Annotated in this window: 19 protein-coding genes; 7 read left to right on the forward strand and 12 right to left on the reverse strand. The window is 66.8% G+C overall.

Annotated features, from left to right (window positions below; genetic code table 11):
• The first annotated feature begins 10 nt into the window (after positions 1–10).
• Positions 11–424 (forward strand): DUF6924 domain-containing protein, encoded by a 414-nt coding sequence (locus IEY89_RS15040; protein WP_189147873.1) that lies wholly within the window; start codon positions 11–13, stop codon positions 422–424.
• Between the two features lie 131 nt (positions 425–555).
• Here the strand turns inward: IEY89_RS15040 and IEY89_RS15045 are convergent, their stop codons facing one another.
• From IEY89_RS15045 to IEY89_RS15065, 5 genes are all read right to left on the reverse strand, one after another.
• Complete coding sequence (locus IEY89_RS15045) at positions 556–1113, reverse strand: DUF1062 domain-containing protein (protein ID WP_189147874.1); 558 nt, start codon at positions 1111–1113, stop codon at positions 556–558.
• A gap of 276 nt (positions 1114–1389) precedes the next feature.
• Positions 1390–2172 (reverse strand): PIG-L deacetylase family protein, encoded by a 783-nt coding sequence (locus IEY89_RS15050; RefSeq protein ID WP_189147875.1) that lies wholly within the window; start codon positions 2170–2172, stop codon positions 1390–1392.
• On the reverse strand, positions 2172–2777 hold the full coding sequence (locus IEY89_RS15055) for a DUF5753 domain-containing protein (RefSeq protein WP_189147876.1): 606 nt from the start codon (positions 2775–2777) through the stop codon (positions 2172–2174). The genes IEY89_RS15050 and IEY89_RS15055 overlap by 1 nt, the downstream gene beginning before the upstream one ends.
• Before the next feature lie 249 nt (positions 2778–3026).
• Entirely contained in the window at positions 3027–3218 is a 192-nt protein-coding gene (locus tag IEY89_RS15060) for a DUF397 domain-containing protein (RefSeq protein WP_189147877.1), read from the reverse strand.
• The gene (locus IEY89_RS15065) at positions 3219–4064 is read right to left on the reverse strand and encodes a helix-turn-helix domain-containing protein (RefSeq protein WP_189147878.1); all 846 of its coding nucleotides are present in this window, start codon (positions 4062–4064) and stop codon (positions 3219–3221) included.
• A gap of 215 nt (positions 4065–4279) precedes the next feature.
• Between IEY89_RS15065 and IEY89_RS15070 the strand changes: the two genes are divergently transcribed.
• Positions 4280–4912, forward strand: coding sequence for an ATP-binding protein (locus IEY89_RS15070; protein WP_189147879.1), 633 nt, complete (start codon positions 4280–4282; stop codon positions 4910–4912).
• On the opposite strand, the gene IEY89_RS15075 is transcribed toward IEY89_RS15070, so the two are convergent.
• On the reverse strand, positions 4909–5658 hold the full coding sequence (locus IEY89_RS15075; protein ID WP_189147880.1) for an HNH endonuclease: 750 nt from the start codon (positions 5656–5658) through the stop codon (positions 4909–4911). The two genes, IEY89_RS15070 and IEY89_RS15075, sit on opposite strands and share 4 nt — an antisense overlap.
• Before the next feature lie 161 nt (positions 5659–5819).
• Between IEY89_RS15075 and IEY89_RS15080 the strand changes: the two genes are divergently transcribed.
• A complete protein-coding gene (locus IEY89_RS15080) occupies positions 5820–7052 on the forward strand; it encodes a DNA cytosine methyltransferase (protein WP_229695235.1) in 1233 nt (410 codons plus the stop codon).
• Here the strand turns inward: IEY89_RS15080 and IEY89_RS15085 are convergent, their stop codons facing one another.
• From IEY89_RS15085 to IEY89_RS15100, 4 genes are all read right to left on the reverse strand, one after another.
• Positions 7053–7568, reverse strand: coding sequence for a very short patch repair endonuclease (locus IEY89_RS15085; protein WP_189147881.1), 516 nt, complete (start codon positions 7566–7568; stop codon positions 7053–7055). It abuts the gene before it with no gap.
• Positions 7565–8416 (reverse strand): HNH endonuclease, encoded by an 852-nt coding sequence (locus IEY89_RS15090; RefSeq protein ID WP_189147882.1) that lies wholly within the window; start codon positions 8414–8416, stop codon positions 7565–7567. Before IEY89_RS15090 ends, IEY89_RS15085 begins: the two co-directional genes overlap by 4 nt.
• Positions 8417–8676: 260 nt before the next feature.
• Positions 8677–9696 carry an SEC-C domain-containing protein gene (locus tag IEY89_RS15095; protein WP_189147883.1) on the reverse strand — a complete coding sequence of 340 codons (1020 nt, stop codon included), beginning with the start codon at positions 9694–9696 and terminating at the stop codon, positions 8677–8679.
• A gap of 197 nt (positions 9697–9893) precedes the next feature.
• Positions 9894–11369 (reverse strand): glycoside hydrolase, encoded by a 1476-nt coding sequence (locus IEY89_RS15100; protein ID WP_189147884.1) that lies wholly within the window; start codon positions 11367–11369, stop codon positions 9894–9896.
• Positions 11370–11603: 234 nt separating this feature from the next.
• On the opposite strand from IEY89_RS15100, the gene IEY89_RS15105 reads away from it, so the two are divergent.
• From IEY89_RS15105 to IEY89_RS15120, 4 genes are all read left to right on the forward strand, one after another.
• Positions 11604–12422, forward strand: coding sequence for a class E sortase (locus IEY89_RS15105; protein ID WP_189147885.1), 819 nt, complete (start codon positions 11604–11606; stop codon positions 12420–12422).
• 98 nt (positions 12423–12520) lie between these two features.
• Complete coding sequence (locus IEY89_RS15110; RefSeq protein WP_189147886.1) at positions 12521–12844, forward strand: DUF6412 domain-containing protein; 324 nt, start codon at positions 12521–12523, stop codon at positions 12842–12844.
• Positions 12845–13022: 178 nt separating this feature from the next.
• On the forward strand, positions 13023–13787 hold the full coding sequence (locus tag IEY89_RS15115) for a YidC/Oxa1 family membrane protein insertase (RefSeq protein WP_189147961.1): 765 nt from the start codon (positions 13023–13025) through the stop codon (positions 13785–13787).
• A gap of 104 nt (positions 13788–13891) precedes the next feature.
• The gene (locus tag IEY89_RS15120; protein WP_189147887.1) at positions 13892–14749 is read left to right on the forward strand and encodes a fumarylacetoacetate hydrolase family protein; all 858 of its coding nucleotides are present in this window, start codon (positions 13892–13894) and stop codon (positions 14747–14749) included.
• On the opposite strand, the gene IEY89_RS15125 is transcribed toward IEY89_RS15120, so the two are convergent.
• Positions 14736–16253, reverse strand: coding sequence for a condensation domain-containing protein (locus tag IEY89_RS15125; RefSeq protein ID WP_189147888.1), 1518 nt, complete (start codon positions 16251–16253; stop codon positions 14736–14738). The genes IEY89_RS15120 and IEY89_RS15125 overlap by 14 nt on opposite strands.
• 100 nt (positions 16254–16353) lie before the next feature.
• Complete coding sequence (locus tag IEY89_RS15130; protein WP_189147889.1) at positions 16354–17247, reverse strand: LLM class F420-dependent oxidoreductase; 894 nt, start codon at positions 17245–17247, stop codon at positions 16354–16356.
• Between the last annotated feature and the right edge of the window lie 16 nt (positions 17248–17263).

Consider the following 17263-nt stretch of genomic DNA (forward strand, 5'->3'; position numbering starts at 1 on the left):
CTGTGCGCGGATGACTGAGCAACTGCCGCATACGTCGGGCACGTTGGTGTTGCGCACCGACTTCGCCGGTGACGCCGTGTGGGAGGCCCTGACCCGGGCCCTCGCCACACCGAGCGAGGACGGCTTCCTGCCGTCCGTCGAACTCGTCGCCGACCCCCGGTTCACCGGAGTGACCGCGGAGGAGGCCATAGGCAGGCTCCCGGCCGGCTACGAGCACCCGATCCTCGTCCTGGCGGACACGACGGCCCTGGCCTCGGCGGAGTTCCCGCTCCTCGTCGTGGATCTGCGGGAGGAGCCCGGACGTTGTCTCCGGGTCGTGGCGAGCGAGCTGTGGGGCATCGAGAACAACCTGTCGATCGCGAACATGGACTTCAGGGAGTTCGCGGCGGCCGTGGACGCGGACGGGGTGCACCGAGGCTTCTGACCGTCGGGTTTTCGCGTGGCGGTGGCGGTGGCGGCGCTCGGAGAAGCGGGAGACGGGGGCCGCTGATCGTCGTGCGCTGGGCGGCCTGTCCGGCGGATCCCGCCGGACAGGCCCCTGACCCCGAGGAGGGCTCAGCGCTTGAGCGTGAAGGTGAAGTCGCCGGAGAGTCTGCCGCTCAGCCGGACCGCCGAAACGAGCTTCCCCTCCGTGACCAGCCTCTCGACCTCGGCCCGCGAGAGACCGAACCCTTCAGCGAGCAGCCGCACCGGCCGGACGGGTATCCGCGCCTCGAAGCGGACGGAGACATCGATCACCTCAAACACCTCACGGTCCCGGTGATCCGGTACGCCGGTGTCGAGGCGCCAGGCGTCCTCCCAGTCGAGGGCGACACGATTACGGCGCCGTACGACCGGATCCTGGAGCAACTCGGCTGCCAGTACGGGGTCGTTGTCATGCATCCGGTCCAGCAGCTCAGGTCGTACGGAGCGCACGTTCATCCGCTCCAGGATCGTGAGCTTCGTGGTTTCCCCGCAGGCGGTACAGAGCGCGAGGAGCCAGGCGTCGATGAGCTTGTGGTTGGCGTTGACGCGAAATTTGCCGTTCGCCCGGAAGCGCTCGGACGCGCACGCGTGACAACGACGGAGAACGAGCGGCAGGCAAGTGGGCGCGACCACCCAGTTTTCGAGCACAGAAATACACCGGTTTCAGTGTGAGAAGTCCGCAGCAAAAAGCAGCGCGGCGCACATGCACGCGACGCGCGACAGATCAGCACTCGGGAGGTCTCACACGGTGTACAACGGCACGTCCTTACCCAGACGACTTGGTCCGGCAGCACGGTAATGGCGCACAGCGGCGCAGCTCCACTGGTTTTCGACCGCGTCACGGGGCGGTGGATCACGAATCTGCTTCTGACGGCGGCCGACGGCTGCTGCAACTGTCATTGCCGCCGCCCTTCGTACGGCTGCTCAGGCCATGAGTTCAGTCAGTGCTGTCAGTGCTGTCAGTGCGGAGACAGGGTTGTGCCGGATGTACCACTCGGTGGAGAGCAGCAGTTCCCGTTCGGCGCCGGAGAGCCCGGCAATCAGCCCGGGGGCGGCTCCCCGTTCCACCTCGGAACGGTGGGCCAGCACCGCGGCGACCTTCTGCTCCAGCCAGGGCCCGACGTCGACGGTCGCGGTGACCTGCTCGTCCGGCACGGTGAGCATGGCCTTGCCCGTGGCGGGCAGGTACCCGCCCCACGCGGTCGTGACGGAGCGCGGATGCGTGGCCAGGTACAGCGCACTCGGCTGCCAGGGCTCACCGGCGCCCGGGTAGAGCCGTTCAAGTCCGACCGCGTGAAAGGCGAGCATGGTCACCCGGTGCGTGTGCACATGATCCTCGTGACCGGTCAATCCGCCGTACGCGTCATGGGTGATCACGATCTCTGGCCGGAACTCCCTTATGTGAGCGACCAGTTGACCTACCGCTTCGTCGAGCGGCACATCGAGGAACCGTGCGCTGTCCGGGGCGGACTCCGGCACGCGGGAGTCGGCGTAGCCGAGGAGTCGGGGGGTGCCGGCGCCGAGGATGCGGAGGGCTTCGGCGAGTTCGGCGGCGCGGTGGGTGGTTGCGGCCCAGGTCGCGGTGACTACTGCGGTGCGGGCACCGGCGGTTGCGTGGCGGGCGAGGGTGCCGCCGGCGAACAGTGACTCGTCGTCGGGGTGGGCGAAGACGGCCAGGAGGCTGGGTGCGCCTCGTTGGCGAGGCACTACTCGTTGCTCCAGAAGGCCAAGGCCTTTTCGATCAGTTCCTTGGCGTCGGCCCCGTAGCAGGTGGCGCTGCTGAGGAGCCCGAACGCCTTGTTGTGCAGGGCGAGTTCGTCCGGGTCGGTGATGTCCACGCCGGTGGAGACAAGCTCGTAGTGGGCTCGACTGTCGTCGTACATGTTGAAGCCGTGCGCGGGCACCATGCCGACATCGGCGGTGGCGGGGAGGATGCCGAGGGTGAGGGAGGGAAGGTCGATCTCACGGAGGAGGCGTTCCAACTGCTCACGCATCACCTCGGGCCCACCGACGTACGTGTACAGGGCCTGTTCGCCGAGGATGACGTCGTAGCGGTGCTCGCCGTCATACAGCACCTGCTGGCGCTCCATACGCTTGGCCACGCCCGCCGGCACATCGTCGGGGATGCCGAGGAAGTCGACGACCTTACGGAGGATGGCGGTCGCGTAGGCCTCGGTCTGGAGGGTGCCCCAGATCATGGCGGGGACATAGGCCTTGCTGTGCCGGGTCTGCTGGTAGAGGCTGACGACCTCGTTCTGGACGCCTTCAGTGCCGGTGGACAGGCGTTGCTGCCAGGGGACTGAACTGGTCACGGTATGCCTCCCTGAGTGATGCGCCGTGAGGTCTTGCCATGGTCGTGGTCCAGTGGCGGGTACTAGCGAGTACTACTTGGTTGACTCCCACTCGTGGTCGAGGACAACGTGGACGATGCTGTCCCGCCAGCGGCCTCCGCGCTGGATGTGCTCGCGAATCCGGCCTTCCGCAATCATCCCCGCCCGCTCCATGGTGCGGGCCGAGGCTTCGTTGGCGGGCGACCATCGAGACGCTGTGATAGATACGCGTTATGCGCTCGCCACGAAGAGGATCCACGCCTCCTCTGTGATCGTGAGGTGGGGGCTTTCAGCCCGTTTCGAGTCCCGTATGAGTACTCCAGAGGCAACGAACGAGGCTTCCACGCACTCGGTGGCGTTCCCACCGCTGTACGACGATTTGAACCAGGTCGGCGCGGCGGCGTGTGGGGACTCGTCGGGCATCTACAGCTCCTTGCGGGCACGATGGATCAGCGCGGAGGAAGCCTCCATGTCCAACGCTTGTGCCCGGAGGTACTCGAACGCAAGTCTGTATCGGTCGAGTTCCTCGTCCTTCTCCAGGAAAAGGGAGCCCGTGTGGAAGTCGACGTACACGACGTCGAGTGCCGGTTCCGTGCCGCCGATGATCACAAAGCTGCCCAGGGCCGCGGAATGGGCCCCCTTGGAGAACGGCAGGACCTGAAGCGTGATGTGAGGAGACTCATTCGCTTCGAGAAGGCGATCGAGCTGCTCCTTCATGATCTCTGGCGACCCAACGACTCGACGGATCACGGACTCGTCCAGGATTGCCCACAGGCGCGGAGGCTTCAGGCGAGTGAGGATGTCCTGCCTCTTCATGCGGATATCCACGAGCCGTTCGATCTCCGTCGGCTCCAGGGGTACCTCGTTGGCCTTCTGGAGAGCGGTGCTGTAGGCGCGGGTCTGGAGGAGCCCTGGCACGTAGACGCACGCGAAGTGGTCTTCCCGTACGGCTTCATCCTCAAGTGTGAGCAGCAGGTTCATACTCTCGGGGATGGAGTCGGCAAATGAACTCCACCAACCCTGCTGCTTAGCGTCTTTAGCAAGCTCAACAACTGCCTTTCGCTCGGCCTCAGTTGTCCCGTACTCGCGGCACAGGGCATCGATCACGATCCACTTGACCGGCCCGGCCTGAGTTTCGTACCGGCTCACCGTCGCCTTGGACACACCCACGAGCTGTCCGGCTTCCTCAAGGGTAAGTCCCTTGCGTGCGCGCAACTTGCGCATCATCGCGCCGAGTTGGCGGCGTCGTGTCGTGGTGCGTACGGACATGAAGCTCCTTCGAACTGGCTCGGGCGCAGGCCCGGAGACCTGCTCAGGCTAGGCAGCGTGGAAGCCGGTCCACTGCCAGATTCACTCGATAGGTTTCGTGAGAAGTTACATGGCGAGAGTTCTCTGTGTCATGCTCGCCTACAGACCGCTACGCAGTGCAGCCGTACGGATACGGCAGGTGCAGCATGTGCGTGGCCTGGGAGGGAGGAGTCGCCATGCTCGGCTGCGAAGTCATCGAACCCCGACCCCGTTGTGTCCTGCCTTTCGAGGCGGCGCCGGCGGAAGTCCGCTTGCTCCGGAGAGCCGCCGTTGCTCAGCTCGGACAGTGGGGGATGCCTGTCGCCACTGACGAAGTGGCACTGCTTGTCACGGAGTTGGCCACGAACGTCATCAAGCACGTCGGTGAGGGCGTGGCGGCGACGCTGATCCTTGAGTGGCGGAGCGAGCGGCTGCGTGTAGAAGTGCATGACAAGAGCCGAGCTATCCCCTCGCTCAGTGCTGAGGGCTGCCACGACGAGTGCGGTCGCGGCCTGCACCTACTCGGAGGCCTAGCGGCCGACTGGGGGACAGTGCTGATGGCGGCGGGCAAGGCCGTTTGGTGCGAGATCTTGCTCGACCAAGACGGCGCATGTCAGCGCATCGAACGGGCCGTTGCGGTACTGGAGGGCTACCAGGGTGTCAGCAGCGGAACAGTTCTGCGGGGCGCATGGAGAGCGGCAGGGCTGGAGGTGTCGGCTGTTGAGCTGATCGCCGACTTGCTTCACTGGACTGCTGCTCGTGGCCAGGACCCGGACGACATGCTCGATCGGGCGCAGATGCGCTACGAGGCCGAAGCGGATGCAGCCTAGTGAGGTCCGGACTCGCCGGACTTCCGTATCTCGTCCCGCAGGTCGTCCGGTGTGCGCCAGGATTCTCCGGGACGGTTCCTGTGGCACATGCGGTGGCAGTTCGCGCAAAGGCACGCGAGATCGTCGAGCTTGGTCTCCCGGGTTCCGGAGATGTAGAGGGGAGTGACGTGGTGCACTTCGATGTAGCCGTCACCGAGGCTGCCATAGACATGGCTGAAGTCGAAGTCGCAGACCTCACACTGCAGAGGCCGCTCACCACGGCGAAACTGCTGGATCTTCAGCTTGCGGAGCCTGGGATCCCGCTCGCGCGCGAGAGCTCTCCGGACGAGAAGCCGTCCCTCGATGGCCGTGGTTCCGTCCTCGTCGATCTCGTCGGGCTGTTGGGGGATGAGCTGCAGCTCGCCTGTGCCGATGCCGTCCTCGATCGACTGAGCGGCCTGAAGCATCTCCGCCTCCCGCTCAGAAAAGGCCTTGATCATCAGGCGCGTGGGCTCCCCGCAACGGGTGCGTTTCCCTTGGTAGGGAACGTAGTTCGTTGCGAAGTCAGAGGTTTTACGGCTCACGCTGTCCGGCGACCGGAAGCCAGCCAACGCGTGGGCCTCCGGGCCGTGAAGAGGCAGCGCGCGGAGCAACTCAGACAGCTCCTGTACCTCTCGATCCCCGGTCCGCAACTCGCGCCAGCTGTTCTTGACGACGAGGGCTCCGGCCAGCACCAGTTCATCTTCAGTCCACGCAGGGCTCCGCATGAGCAATATCGTATGAGTGTTCGGCGCATCGGAGGGTGCGTTCAGCGAACCGTAGGGCGTGTTGCACACTGGGTCTGGTCTCGTTGTCAGTGGGGTCTGTCACCCTCAGTGATGGTGGATTGCAAGATGTGTCTGCCGCTGCACGACTGTAAGGAGGGGGCATGACCCGCACGAACGAACCTGAGCACTCCATGGAGGAGACAGAGGAGCCTCAAGAGCCTGAGTTCACCTCGATCGAGATCTGCGCCGGCGCTGGCGGCCAGGCCATCGGGTTGCACCAGGCTGGCTTCGGTCATCTCGCCCTAGTAGAGATTGATTCGTATGCGGCCGAGACGTTGGAGAAGAACGTCAAGTCTCATCCGAAGTGGGGCTGGGAGAGGCGGAACTGTGATGTTCTTCCTCCGACGGATGTCAATGACTTCAAACGAGACAAGCACCTCCAGAAGAGCGTTGGAGTCTTTCAGCGGCGCGGGCTTGATCTCTTGGCGGGCGGCGTTCCCTGCCCTCCGTTTTCCCATGCCGGGAAGCAGCTTGGCAGGGATGACGAACGCGACCTGTTCCCGCGCATGTTGACCCTTGTCAAGGAGCTCAATCCTCGGGCTGTCATGATCGAGAACGTCCGCGGGATCATGGACCCGAAGTTTGACGACTACCGCGACTGGATCAAAGCGAGCCTCCAGGGCGGTTGGTACCGTGCCGAAGACGGCCAGATGGTCAAAGAAAAGGGAATTGGCTACAAGGTATGTGCGTGGGACATTCTGGAGGCTAGCGACTTCGGAGTCCCGCAGCTTCGTCCCCGTGCCATCCTCGTCGCCTTCCGTAGTGACATCCTGAAAGATGTCAAGTACGAGTGGCCTGCTGCGACCCACGAGGATCATGTCAGCGTCGCGAAAGCGCTGGAAGCGTCGATGCGTTCCCGGTATGAGCCCTATCTCAAAGGCGCGCACGCAAAGCTGGCCCGAAAGAAGCTTGATCTCTGGCTCGATACTGCGCGAAAGCGCCACGATGAGCTGGTGGAGAAGGGCGGAGGTATTGCCCCCACACTGGTTGGTGGCTCAAAGAAGCACGGCGGAGCGGACCTGGGCCCCAGCCGCGCTAAGGCGGCGTGGAAGCAATTGGGTGTCAATGGCTTGGGAGTTGCCAATGATCCGAAGACATGCCGGGAGAAGGGTACTGAGGATCGTGACCTCTTCGGTGAGAACGGTCCGATGCTGACAGTCCAGCAGGCTGCGATCATCCAGGGCTTCCCAGCCGAGTGGCGGTTCGCGGGGGGCAAGACTGCCCAGTACAGGCAAGTAGGTAATGCTTTCCCTCCCCCTGTTGCCAGGGCGGTTGGCGAGTCGATCGCCGATGTCCTACGGGCTGCCCGTGAACGGGAAAGCGAGAAGGCGTAATCACCTCGTCTGTTTGCCTGCGTGGCTTGCTTGGGTCCGGCGCTTTGTGACCTCTGTTGCGATCTGTGCTGCGCACTCTGTGGACGATTCATGCTCCCAGAACCGGAGCACCGTCCATCCGGCCTGTGTCAGCCGCTGGTCGGTGTCCCGGTCGCGGGCCATGTTTCGGGCGACCTTGTCTGACCAGTAGCCGGAGTTGGTCTTCGGCGGCACGTAGTGTTCGGGGCAGCCGTGCCAGTAGCAGCCGTCGATGAACACAGCCACCTTCACTGGGCGGAAGACCATGTCGGCGGTCCGCCGGAGGTCGGGTAGAGGTCGAGCTGCTACCCGATAGCGGAGTCCTCGGGCATGGACGAGGCGTCGGATCAGGCGTTCAGGAGTGGTGTCACGGCTCCTGATTGCTTGCATGTTCCTTCGCCTGCCGGCCGAGGATGCCCAAGACCCCTCGGGTGGAGTCCAGCCGTTGTTCTGTGGATTGGCTGTAGCGTCTTCCGAGGACCCTGACTGCGTGCTCATGATGAGTCTTTCTTCACCTGACGCTCGCGCCTCTTGATTTCAGTTCGGATTGCACCTTCTGGCCAGGGTTCCCAATGGCTCAGTCGGTAGAATGAGAGAGATCGTCCGGTTTCGGGATCCTTCAATCTCTTGGTCTCGTATTCCCAACCCAGAGTGCGCAGTTCACGCAAACGCCTTTGCCAGTCGTCCTGGTATTGCTTCATTGAGGCCACGACGCTTATGAGGTCTGCTGGCACCCAATCTCCCTGGAATGCTTTCAGCAATTCACCGATGCGACCATGCGGCTCCTCGTGGTCTGCTGCAACTCTGATCTGGTCGGCGTATCTGTTGTATTCGCCATAGAATGCCTTCTTGCCAGAGTTGCATTCATCGCAGAGGGGCTGCAAGTTCTCCAATTCGTCGGACCCTCCCCAGTCGTGAGGAATTTTGTGGTCCACCACCAGGACAACTTGATGGTCCAGGGGAGTGCGCCCGCATTGTGCACAACGCTGTGGGGCAAGTACCTGAGCTCTGGTCCGCCTGCTGAGTGCCCGCCGAAGCCCGTTCTGTCGATCTCGATTCCAGCCGGTCAGATGATATCTATGGCTACGCCCCTCGGGAATGGCGGGGATTTGGAAGTAGGCGCGCAGATCCCGTACTCTGCGATCGGTTTGGGCGGGGGCTTCGCCGTTTTCCTCCGCAATGTGAGAGCGAATTTCCAGCATTGTTGGAGGATTCTCGCGCATTCTGTACAGGAATTCATAAAGCTGGAGATGTGACGCTGAGAGGCCGAGGCCTTCTAGTTCAGTGCTGCCGGGTTCGGGAAGCCCCTGAGGGTGGCCTGAATCGGAATTATTTTCCTCGTTCACTACTTAACTCCATGTTGAAAATTGGGGGAAATGGGTAAACTCGGCAGGGCTCCCGCTGAGAGAGCCCAAGGACGTGTTTCGAAAGTGGCGTCGTCCGCCCGTAGGGCGGGTCCGGCGGCGTCTGGATGTGTGCGATCGCAAGGTGGAGGGTCGCCCTGATAGTGGATGTATCGGGGCGATCCCGATAACGCGGCTGGGGGTTCCCTCTGGGGGAGCGCGTGCCAGATGCCGCCGGGTAGCCGGGGACTCTCGAACTTGCCCTAGTCTGCGACCCTGCCGTGACACTCCCCATAACCCCGCCCCGACCCGCACCAGCAACCCGCCCCCCGCTGCGGAGGCCAGGCCACCGCCAACCCCCGCGCCGCCAGCGTCGTCGCGTACTGCGGCAACAGCGCCCCCTCCCCGGGCGAGGCCTGCTCCGACGCCGCGAACGCCTCGTAGGAAGGCACCGTCCCCGTGACGATCCCCAGGTTCGCCGTGCCGGAGGCCGCCAGCTCCCGCAGGGACGCCTCTATCGTCGCGAGGTGCTCCTCGTGCGAGGGGTATTCGTCCGCCAGGTCGGGATACGCGGAGACCAGCTCCGTCAGTTCCTCCGCCGGCCAGTGCAGTACCGCCACCGGGAACGGGCGGGACAACGCCTCCCGGAACGCGCCGAGTTCCGCCCGTAGCCGGGAGATCTCCGCCTGCAGCTCCGCCGGGTTGTCCGAGCCCAGGGACCAGACCCGCTTGGGGTCGTGAAGCTCGTCCAGCGACACCGACGACGAGTGGAGGGTGTCGGCCAGGGTGTCCCATTCGTCGTGGGCGACGCCCAGCATCCGGCGTACGCGGTGGCGGCCGTAGAGGAGTGGATGGGTCGAGTACGGGGGTTCTTGCGCGTCCGGGACCAGCAGACGGGCCGCCTCCGTGAACGTGTCCTGGGCCGCCTCCAACTCGTCGTGCGACTCAAGGGACTCCGCGACGATCACCCAGGGCGCCGGATCGCGCGGGCGGGCCGCGCGGACACCGTCGATGATCGCCCGGGCCTCCGCCTCGTGGCCGTACTCCCACAGGTTCGACGCCTTCAGGGCCCGCACGAGGTGCGGGTTCTCCAGGGAGTCGAGGGATTGCAGCAGTCGGTCGTACAGGGCTGACGCGGCGGGGCGGTCGCCGGCCAGTTCCAGATGGGCCGAGGCCTGCACGAGCAGGTGTTCGGCGTCCTCGGGGTAGAGGCCGGCGGTCCGCTCCAGGCGGGCCGCTTCGGCGATGTGGTCGACGTTTTCCGGAGGCGTGTCGGGGCGCATGGGATCACCGTACTGCCGACGCCCGACAAAGAAGAGTGGCAGCCATGAGAGGGATCTCCGAGGGGAGGGAGGAGGGGGAGAGGCACCTCGGCCCGGTGCCTCTCCCCCCTCAGGAAGTCCGCAGTGACTGCGCAGTGACTGCGCAGTGGCTTCGCAGGGGCCCTCGGCCACTCCTCCCTCGACGACTCCTCGACAACTCAGATGGTCACGCCGTCCACCTGCAACGTCTGCACCGCGCCCGCCGCGAACGGCACCGCCACCGTCTTGCCGCTCAGGAACCTGTCCGAGCGGGCCGTGTAGAGGTCGCCGCCGCCACCCGTCACCGTGTTCCAGCGCGGGACCAGGCCGCCCGAGCCGCCCGTCACCGTGGTGAAGTTGCCGAGGTTGAAGGTCAGGGTCTGGGCCGACGTGGACGTGTTCAGGGCCACGATCACCAGGCGCTTCGCGCTCGCGTCGTACGCCGCCACCGCGTAGCTGACGCCCGTGTCGAGGATCGTCATGCCGGGTCGGATGTGGCGGCTGAACTGGGCCATCACGTAGTGCTTCGTCTGGACGGTCGTCGGCTGGAGGGTGCTCGGGTCGTAGGCGACCATCGCCCAGCCCACCGTCGGGTCCATGACCTGCCAGTACACCCAGGCCGTGGGGTGCAGCCAGCGGAAGTCGTAGAGGAGGTTCGACGCCATGGTCAGGCCTGTCGCGTCCTTGTCGCCCGTCTCCGAGTTCCACAGCTTCTTGCCGGACGTCGTCACCACGTCCGTGTAGAGGAGGTCCCGGCGGCCCCCCGAACCCTGGTAGCCGTGCACGTTCACCTGGCTCACCAGGGCCTTCGTCGAAGAGCCGAAGGCCGCCCAGGTGGTGCGGGCCGTGTCGATGTTCGTCTCGTCCGAGGCCGCGATCCTGATCCCCGTCAGGCCGCGCTTGTCCAACTCGCTTCTCATGTACGGGAGTACGGCGGCCTGGACCGAGGCGTCCATGTGGCAGCCCTCCTGCGTGCCGGTGGCTGTCCACCAGTTCGCCGAGGGCTCGTTGAACGGGTCCACCGTCGCGAAGTTCACGCCCCAGTTGTTCCTGGCGTACAGGGCCACGGCGGCCAGATGCGAGGCGTGCTGGCGGTAGTTCCAGGTCTGGAGGTTGTTGCCGCCGCCCGAGGCGCCCGACGGGTTGTGGTTCGAACACATCCACCACATGGGCGAGTTGGCGAACAGTTCGGTCGTGGCTCCGCGCGCCACCGCCTTCGTCAGCGCCGCCCGCTGCTTCGCGTCCGCCGACCAGTTCCAGGCCGAGGACGTGGGGTCCTCGTTGTTCCAGTCCTGCCAGTAACCCTCGATCTGCTTGTACGCCGGGATGTTCGCCGACGCCACCATCCTCTCGCCGCCCACGCTGTTCCAGCTGGACGCGCCGAGGTTGTAGCGGGCGATGTTCAGGCCAAGACCGGGCAGCGACGTCCCGTTGTACGTCACCGGCTTGGTGGTGAAGAAGAGGTCCGCGAAGTCGTCCCGGGCGCCGAACACATTCGCCCACCAGGCGAGCGACGTGCCCCAGCCTTCCCAAGTCCCGTACTTCGTGGCGGGGTTGACGGTGATGGTCGCGTCGGCCCGTGCGGTGCCCGTCGCCAGGGCGCTGCCGAGGACAGTGCCTCCTGCCGCGGCCAGCAGCGATCTGCGTCGGATCATGGCTTCTCCGTCCGGATGTGACCTGCCCGTTCTTGCCAGAAGGAAGCATCAGACGTGGTGGGTGGCGTTGTCGAGAGTTGCGACACCCCTTTCTCAAACCACTGGACAAAGGGGGCTCACAGGGAGGGGACGGACAGGGCAAAGGGCGGACAGGGCACGGGTGGGCCTGGTGACTGCGCGAGGTCTGGCCTATGGTGCGGCCGACCCATGTGAGGGCGCGAAGGAGGCGTACGCATGCGGGCTCGGGCTCCTGTCGTACGGCACCGCACACTCCGCCGGCGCGCCCTCCGCCGCCGCGTGCTGTGGAGCTGCGGCGAACTCCTGGTCACCCTTGGCACCGTCCTCGCGCTCCTCGTCGTCCACCAGCTGTGGTGGACCAACCGCCAGGCCGAACAGGGCGCCCAGCGGGAGGTGCGGGCCCTGGAGCAGGAGTGGGGGAACCCCGCGAGTCCCGGCGGGAGCCCGGAGAGTGCGTCGACCCCAAACAGCGGCTCCGACTCGGCAGACTCCTCCGACTCCTCCGGCTCCGGCGAGTCCTCCGGTGCCACCGGCTGGGACGGCGCCGGAGGACTCGCCAACTCCAGCTCCGCCACGCCTGGTTGGTCCCAGGCGTACGCCATCCTCAGCATCCCCCGGATCGGCCTGCGCGTCCCCGTCGCCGAGGGCGTCAGCAAGCCGGCCGTACTCAACAAGGGGTACGTCGGCCACTATCCCGGCACGCAACAGCCGGGCCAGGCCGGGAACTTCGCCCTCGCCGGGCACCGCAACACCCACGGCGAACCCTTCCGGTACATCAACCGGCTGCGGCGCGGGGACGCCGTCCAGGTCGAGACGGCCGACGCGGTGTACTCGTACACCGTCGACCGGACGCTTCCGCAGACCTCCGCCCGGGACGACGGGGTGATCAGGTCCGTCCCCCGCTCCATCGTCAGGCCGGCCCACGGATACCGCGCCCCCGGCTACTACCTCACGCTCACCACCTGTACCCCGGAGTACACGTCCCGCTACCGTCTGGTCGTGTGGGGCATGCTCACCTCGATGCGGCCCCGCTGAGCCGAGCCGTACATCCTGTATAACGAACAGCAGAGCGGACAGCCGTACGAGAAGTAGGCGAAGCGAGAAGTGCGCGACGTACGAGAGGGGGCGTGGGCATGATCCGGAGCTGGAGTCCGGTCCGGGTGAACCCGCGTGCCGCCGCCGCGCTGTTCCTGCTCCTCATCGAGGTCGTGCTGCTCGACTCCGGCAGCCTCTCCGCCGCCGTCGCCCTCGCGGCGACCGCCGCGGCCGGGTCCGCGTTCGCCGCCTGCTCGCTCATCGCCTCGCGCTGCGCGCCCGCCGTACCGCCCACCCGGGTCCGTACGGCCATCCGCGACCGTGCCCGCCGTACGGCCTTCCTGCCGCAACGGGACCCTGACGCCCGCGGCCGTACCCGCCCCCGCGCCCCCGGACGGCCCCTCCGGACGGCCACCGCGTAGGGCACGCAGCACCGAACCCCTCTGCACACGAGCGCACGCGAAACGCGTTCGAACGCGTATGAACGCGTACGAGCCCTTACGTGCGTGCCCCGCGCGGGTCGTCCTGCCGATCTCTCCTCACTCCCGGCTCATCCCCGGCACGACGAGACCCTCGGAGGGCTCACCCATGTCCACCTTCCTGTCCGCTTTCGCGGGCCTGGTCGCCCATCTCGCCGACCTGCTCCAGCCCCTCTTCCACGACTCCTCGGCCGCCGCCGCGATCATCCTGTTCACCGCGCTCGTACGACTCCTTGTGCACCCCCTGTCCCGTGCGGCGGCGCGCGGCCAGCGGGCGCGGGCCGCACTGCAGCCGAAGGTCGCGGAGCTGCGGAAACGGCACGCGAAGGACCCCAAGAAGCTCCAGCAGGCGGTCATGGCACTGCACGCCGAGGAGAAGGTCTCGCCGCTGTCCGGGTGTTTCCCGAGCCTGTTCCAGCTGCCGGCGTTCTTCCTGCTCTACCACCTCTTCTCCAACCCGGAGATCGGCGGCCGGGCCAACGGTCTCCTCACCCACCAGCTGTTCGCCGCGCCGCTCGGTGAGCGCTGGGCCGACGCGCTCGGCGGGGACGGCATCCTCGGGGCCGCCGGGCTCGTCTACCTCGGGCTGTTCGTCCTCGTCGCCGGGGTCGCCACCTTCAACTACCGGCGTATGAAGCTGGTGATGGCGACCAACCCGATGGCGGTGAACGCCGAAGGCGGTGAGGCGGTGCCCGGACTCGCCTCCGCTGCCAAGTTCATGCCCTTCATGTCCTTCTTCACGCTCTTCTCCGTGGCCGTGATGCCGCTGGCCGCCGCGCTCTACATGGTGACCAGCACCACCTGGAGCGCTGTCGAGCGCGCGGTGCTGTACCGCTGGCAGCTCGCGCCGGGGGCCGCGGGTTCCGCTGCGGGGTCCACTACGTGAACCGGGTATTGCGGACAGGCCGTCTACCTTGGACGATCGACCAGTCCTCCGATGAATAATGACCGAGGGCGTGACCGAGGACATAACCGAGGGAGAGAACGATCATGAAGCTGCTGCGAGTCGGTACGGCGGGGTCGGAGCGGCCCGCACTGCTCGACGCCGAGGGAACCCTGCGCGACCTGTCGGGCGTCGTCCTGGACATCGACGGACCGCTGCTCGCGGACGACGCGGCGCTCGACCGGATCCGGGCCGCCGCCGACGCCGGTGAGCTGCCCGCCCTGGACGAGACCGGACTGCGGATCGGGCCGCCGCTGGCCCGCATCGGCAAGATCGTGTGCATCGGGCTCAACTACCACGACCACGCCCGCGAGACCGGCGCCGAGCCGCCCGCCGAGCCGGTGATCTTCTTCAAGGCGGCGGACACGGTCGTCGGGCCGTACGACACGGTGCTCGTGCCCCGCGAGTCGACGCAGACCGACTGGGAGGTGGAACTCGCGGTAGTCATCGGACGTACGGCCCGCTACCTCGGCTCGCACGAGGAGGCTCTCGCGCATGTCGCCGGGTACGCGGTCGCCCACGACGTGTCCGAGCGCGAGTTCCAGCTGGAGCGGGGCGGCACCTGGGACAAGGGGAAGAACTGCGAGACGTTCAACCCGCTCGGGCCCTGGCTGGTGACCGCGGACGAGGTGCCGGACCCGCAGGCGCTCGGGCTGCGGCTGTGGGTGAACGGTGAACTGAAGCAGAACGGGACGACCGCCGAGCAGATCTTCGGGGTCGCCGAAGTCGTGCGGTACGTCAGCCAGTTCATGACCCTGTACCCGGGTGACGTCATCAACACGGGTACGCCGGCGGGGGTCGCGCTGGGTGCGCCCGAGCCCAAGCCGTTCCTTCGGGCCGGGGATGTGGTCGAGGTGGAGATCGAGGGGCTCGGGCGGCAGCGTCAGGAGTTCAAGGACGCGTAAGCGCTCCGCTGGGTGCGCGATCTTCGGCCGCGGGTCCGTGGGGGCTGGTCGCGCAGTTCCCCGCGCCCCTGGAGGCGGCCCTATCGGGCGCCTCCAGGGCCACCGAGGTGATCATGTCCCGTAGCCCGGCCACGTACAGGCGCATGTTCTTCCGCGCGACGTCCGTGTCCGGGTAGCGGGCGGCGAACTGGAGGCCCTCGTGGAGGCGGGTGGTCCAGGCGCACACCTGGTCGCCGTAGGAGACCCGGATCAGCCCGTACGCCTTCAGGTCGTCCCACCGCTCCGAGCCCGCGATGCCCCGGGTGTCGACGAACGACACGATCGAGTACAGGTCCGGCGAGGTGGGCCTGAAGTCGGAGCCCAGGAGCTTCAGCACCCGGGCGATGGGCATCCTCGACAGGGGTCGCTTGGCCCGCAGCGCGGAGCGGACCAGGTCCAGCGCGCCGTCGAAGTCCGACACCTCGCCCACCGGGATCTCCAGCGGCGCGCCGCCCACGTACCAGCCCACCGAGTCCGACCACTCCGACCTGGCCCGTGTGTGGAAGGGCACGACGGTGCGGTACACCTGCTGCCCGCTGATGTCGCGCACGATGAGGGCGGTGGCCGCGAGGATGCCGGTCATGCTGCCGCCGTACGGACGGCAGTACGCCTCGAACGCCGCAGCGTCCGCGTCGTCCGTGAGCCACTCCCGCATCAACTTCTGGGTGGGCAGCGGCCCTTCGGGGTCGAGACCGAGGTCGACGGGGAAGTTCGGCAGCTTGCCGTCGCACCGGGCGATGAACTTCCGCCAGTCGGCGACGATCGCGTGGGTCTCGTCGATCCCGTCGGCGTGCGTACGCTCGCTCGCGCAGAAGTCGACGTAACTGGCGACCGGGGCCGCGTCCACCGTCCTGCCGTCGAGGCCGGCCGTGTAGAGCTGGTGGATCTCGTCGGCGATGCGGAAGATCGAGTACGAGTCGACGTTGGTGTGGTCGAACGCCATGTAGACGCTGGTGCCGTCGTCCCTGACGACCGCGCTGTAGATGAAGTTCGGCCAGGTCAGCGCGTCCGCCGCGATGTCGAACCGATCCTGCAGATAGCGGGACAGCACTGCCCCGTCCCGGAAGTCACCGACGTCCTCGCGGTGCAGGACGACGGCCTCGGGGGCGAGCGTGAAACGCCGCAGCTCGTCGTTGAGGGGACCCGGGGAGCCGAGCGGGCCGTCGACCCAGCGGAAACCGCTGCGCAGCGTCTCGTGCCGCAGTGTCCAGGCCCGCAACGCGCCCTGGAGGACGTCGAGATCGACCCGCCCGGGGATGTCGAAGGCGGTACCGAGCCAGGTCGGCACGAACAGGCCGTCCTCGCGCACCGTTCGCGCGGTGCGGACGTGGGCCTCCTGTACGTACGCGGGTGGGCGGGCGTCCTCCGGCAGTTCGGCGACGGTTTCGACGGTCGTCGGATGCAGGGTCCAGGTCACGAGGTGTCCGGGCCGGATCTCGCAACGGTGGATATCGGTCAATCGCACGGGACTTCTCCGTTCGCATGCGTGTCACCGGGCTCCTGGATCCCGCCCGATGACACGTGCAGACAAACGACCGAACACATCCGGAGGAAACGCTACCGCTTCAGGGCTTCAGGAGTTCGGCCAGCCGGCGCCAGCCGTCGCGGGGGAGTGCGCCGTCCCTGGGCTGGTCCTCGATGACCTGGAGGGCGACATGGTCGGCGCCCGCCGTGTGGAAGGCGTCGACCCGCTCACGGATCCGGTCCTCGCTGCCCCAGGCGAACACCGCGTCGACCAGACGGTCGCTGCCGCCGTCCCTGATGTCGTCCTCGGTGAAGCCGATGCGCAGGAAGTTGTTGGTGTAGTTCGGCAGGGCCAGGTACATGGCGAGGCTGCCGCGCGCGGTCGTGCGGGCCCGGTCCGGGTCCGTGTCCAGGACGACCTTCAACTCCGGTGCCAGCAACGGGGTTTCGCCGAGCGCCGCGCGGGCCTGCGCGGTGTGCTCGGGGGTCACGAGGTACGGGTGCGAGCCGGCGGCCCGGTCCCGCGAGAGCCTGAGCATCTTCGGGCCGAGGGCGGCCAGCACCCGGCGTTCGGCGGGGTGTCCGGCCGCGTCCAGGGCGTCGAGGTACTCGACCATCGAGGCGTACGGGCGACGGTACCGGTCCGCCATCCCGGCGTGGCTCACCCCGAGGCCGAGCAGGAAGCGGCCGGGGTGGGACTCCTCCAACTCCGCGACAGCGGACGCCGTTTCGGTGGCCTCGTACTGCCAGATGCTCTGGATGCCGGTCGCCACGCCGAGCCGCGAGGTCGCCTCGACGAGCGCAGCGGCGTGCCGTACGCCCGGGCTGGCGCCCAACCAGAGGGCGTGGAAGCCCAGTTCCTCCAGTTCGGCGGCGGCCTCGGCGCGCTCGGTGAGCCCCTCGGGATCCTCCGAGCGCAGCCCGAAACTCCAGATGCCGTACCGCCCGACGGTGTCCTTCAGCGAGCTGACCTGTGAAGCGCTGACCTGGGTCATCGGTTCTGTTTCCCTC

The organism is Streptomyces lacrimifluminis, assembly GCF_014646095.1.
Taxonomy (GTDB): Bacteria; Actinomycetota; Actinomycetes; order Streptomycetales; family Streptomycetaceae; genus Streptomyces; species Streptomyces lacrimifluminis.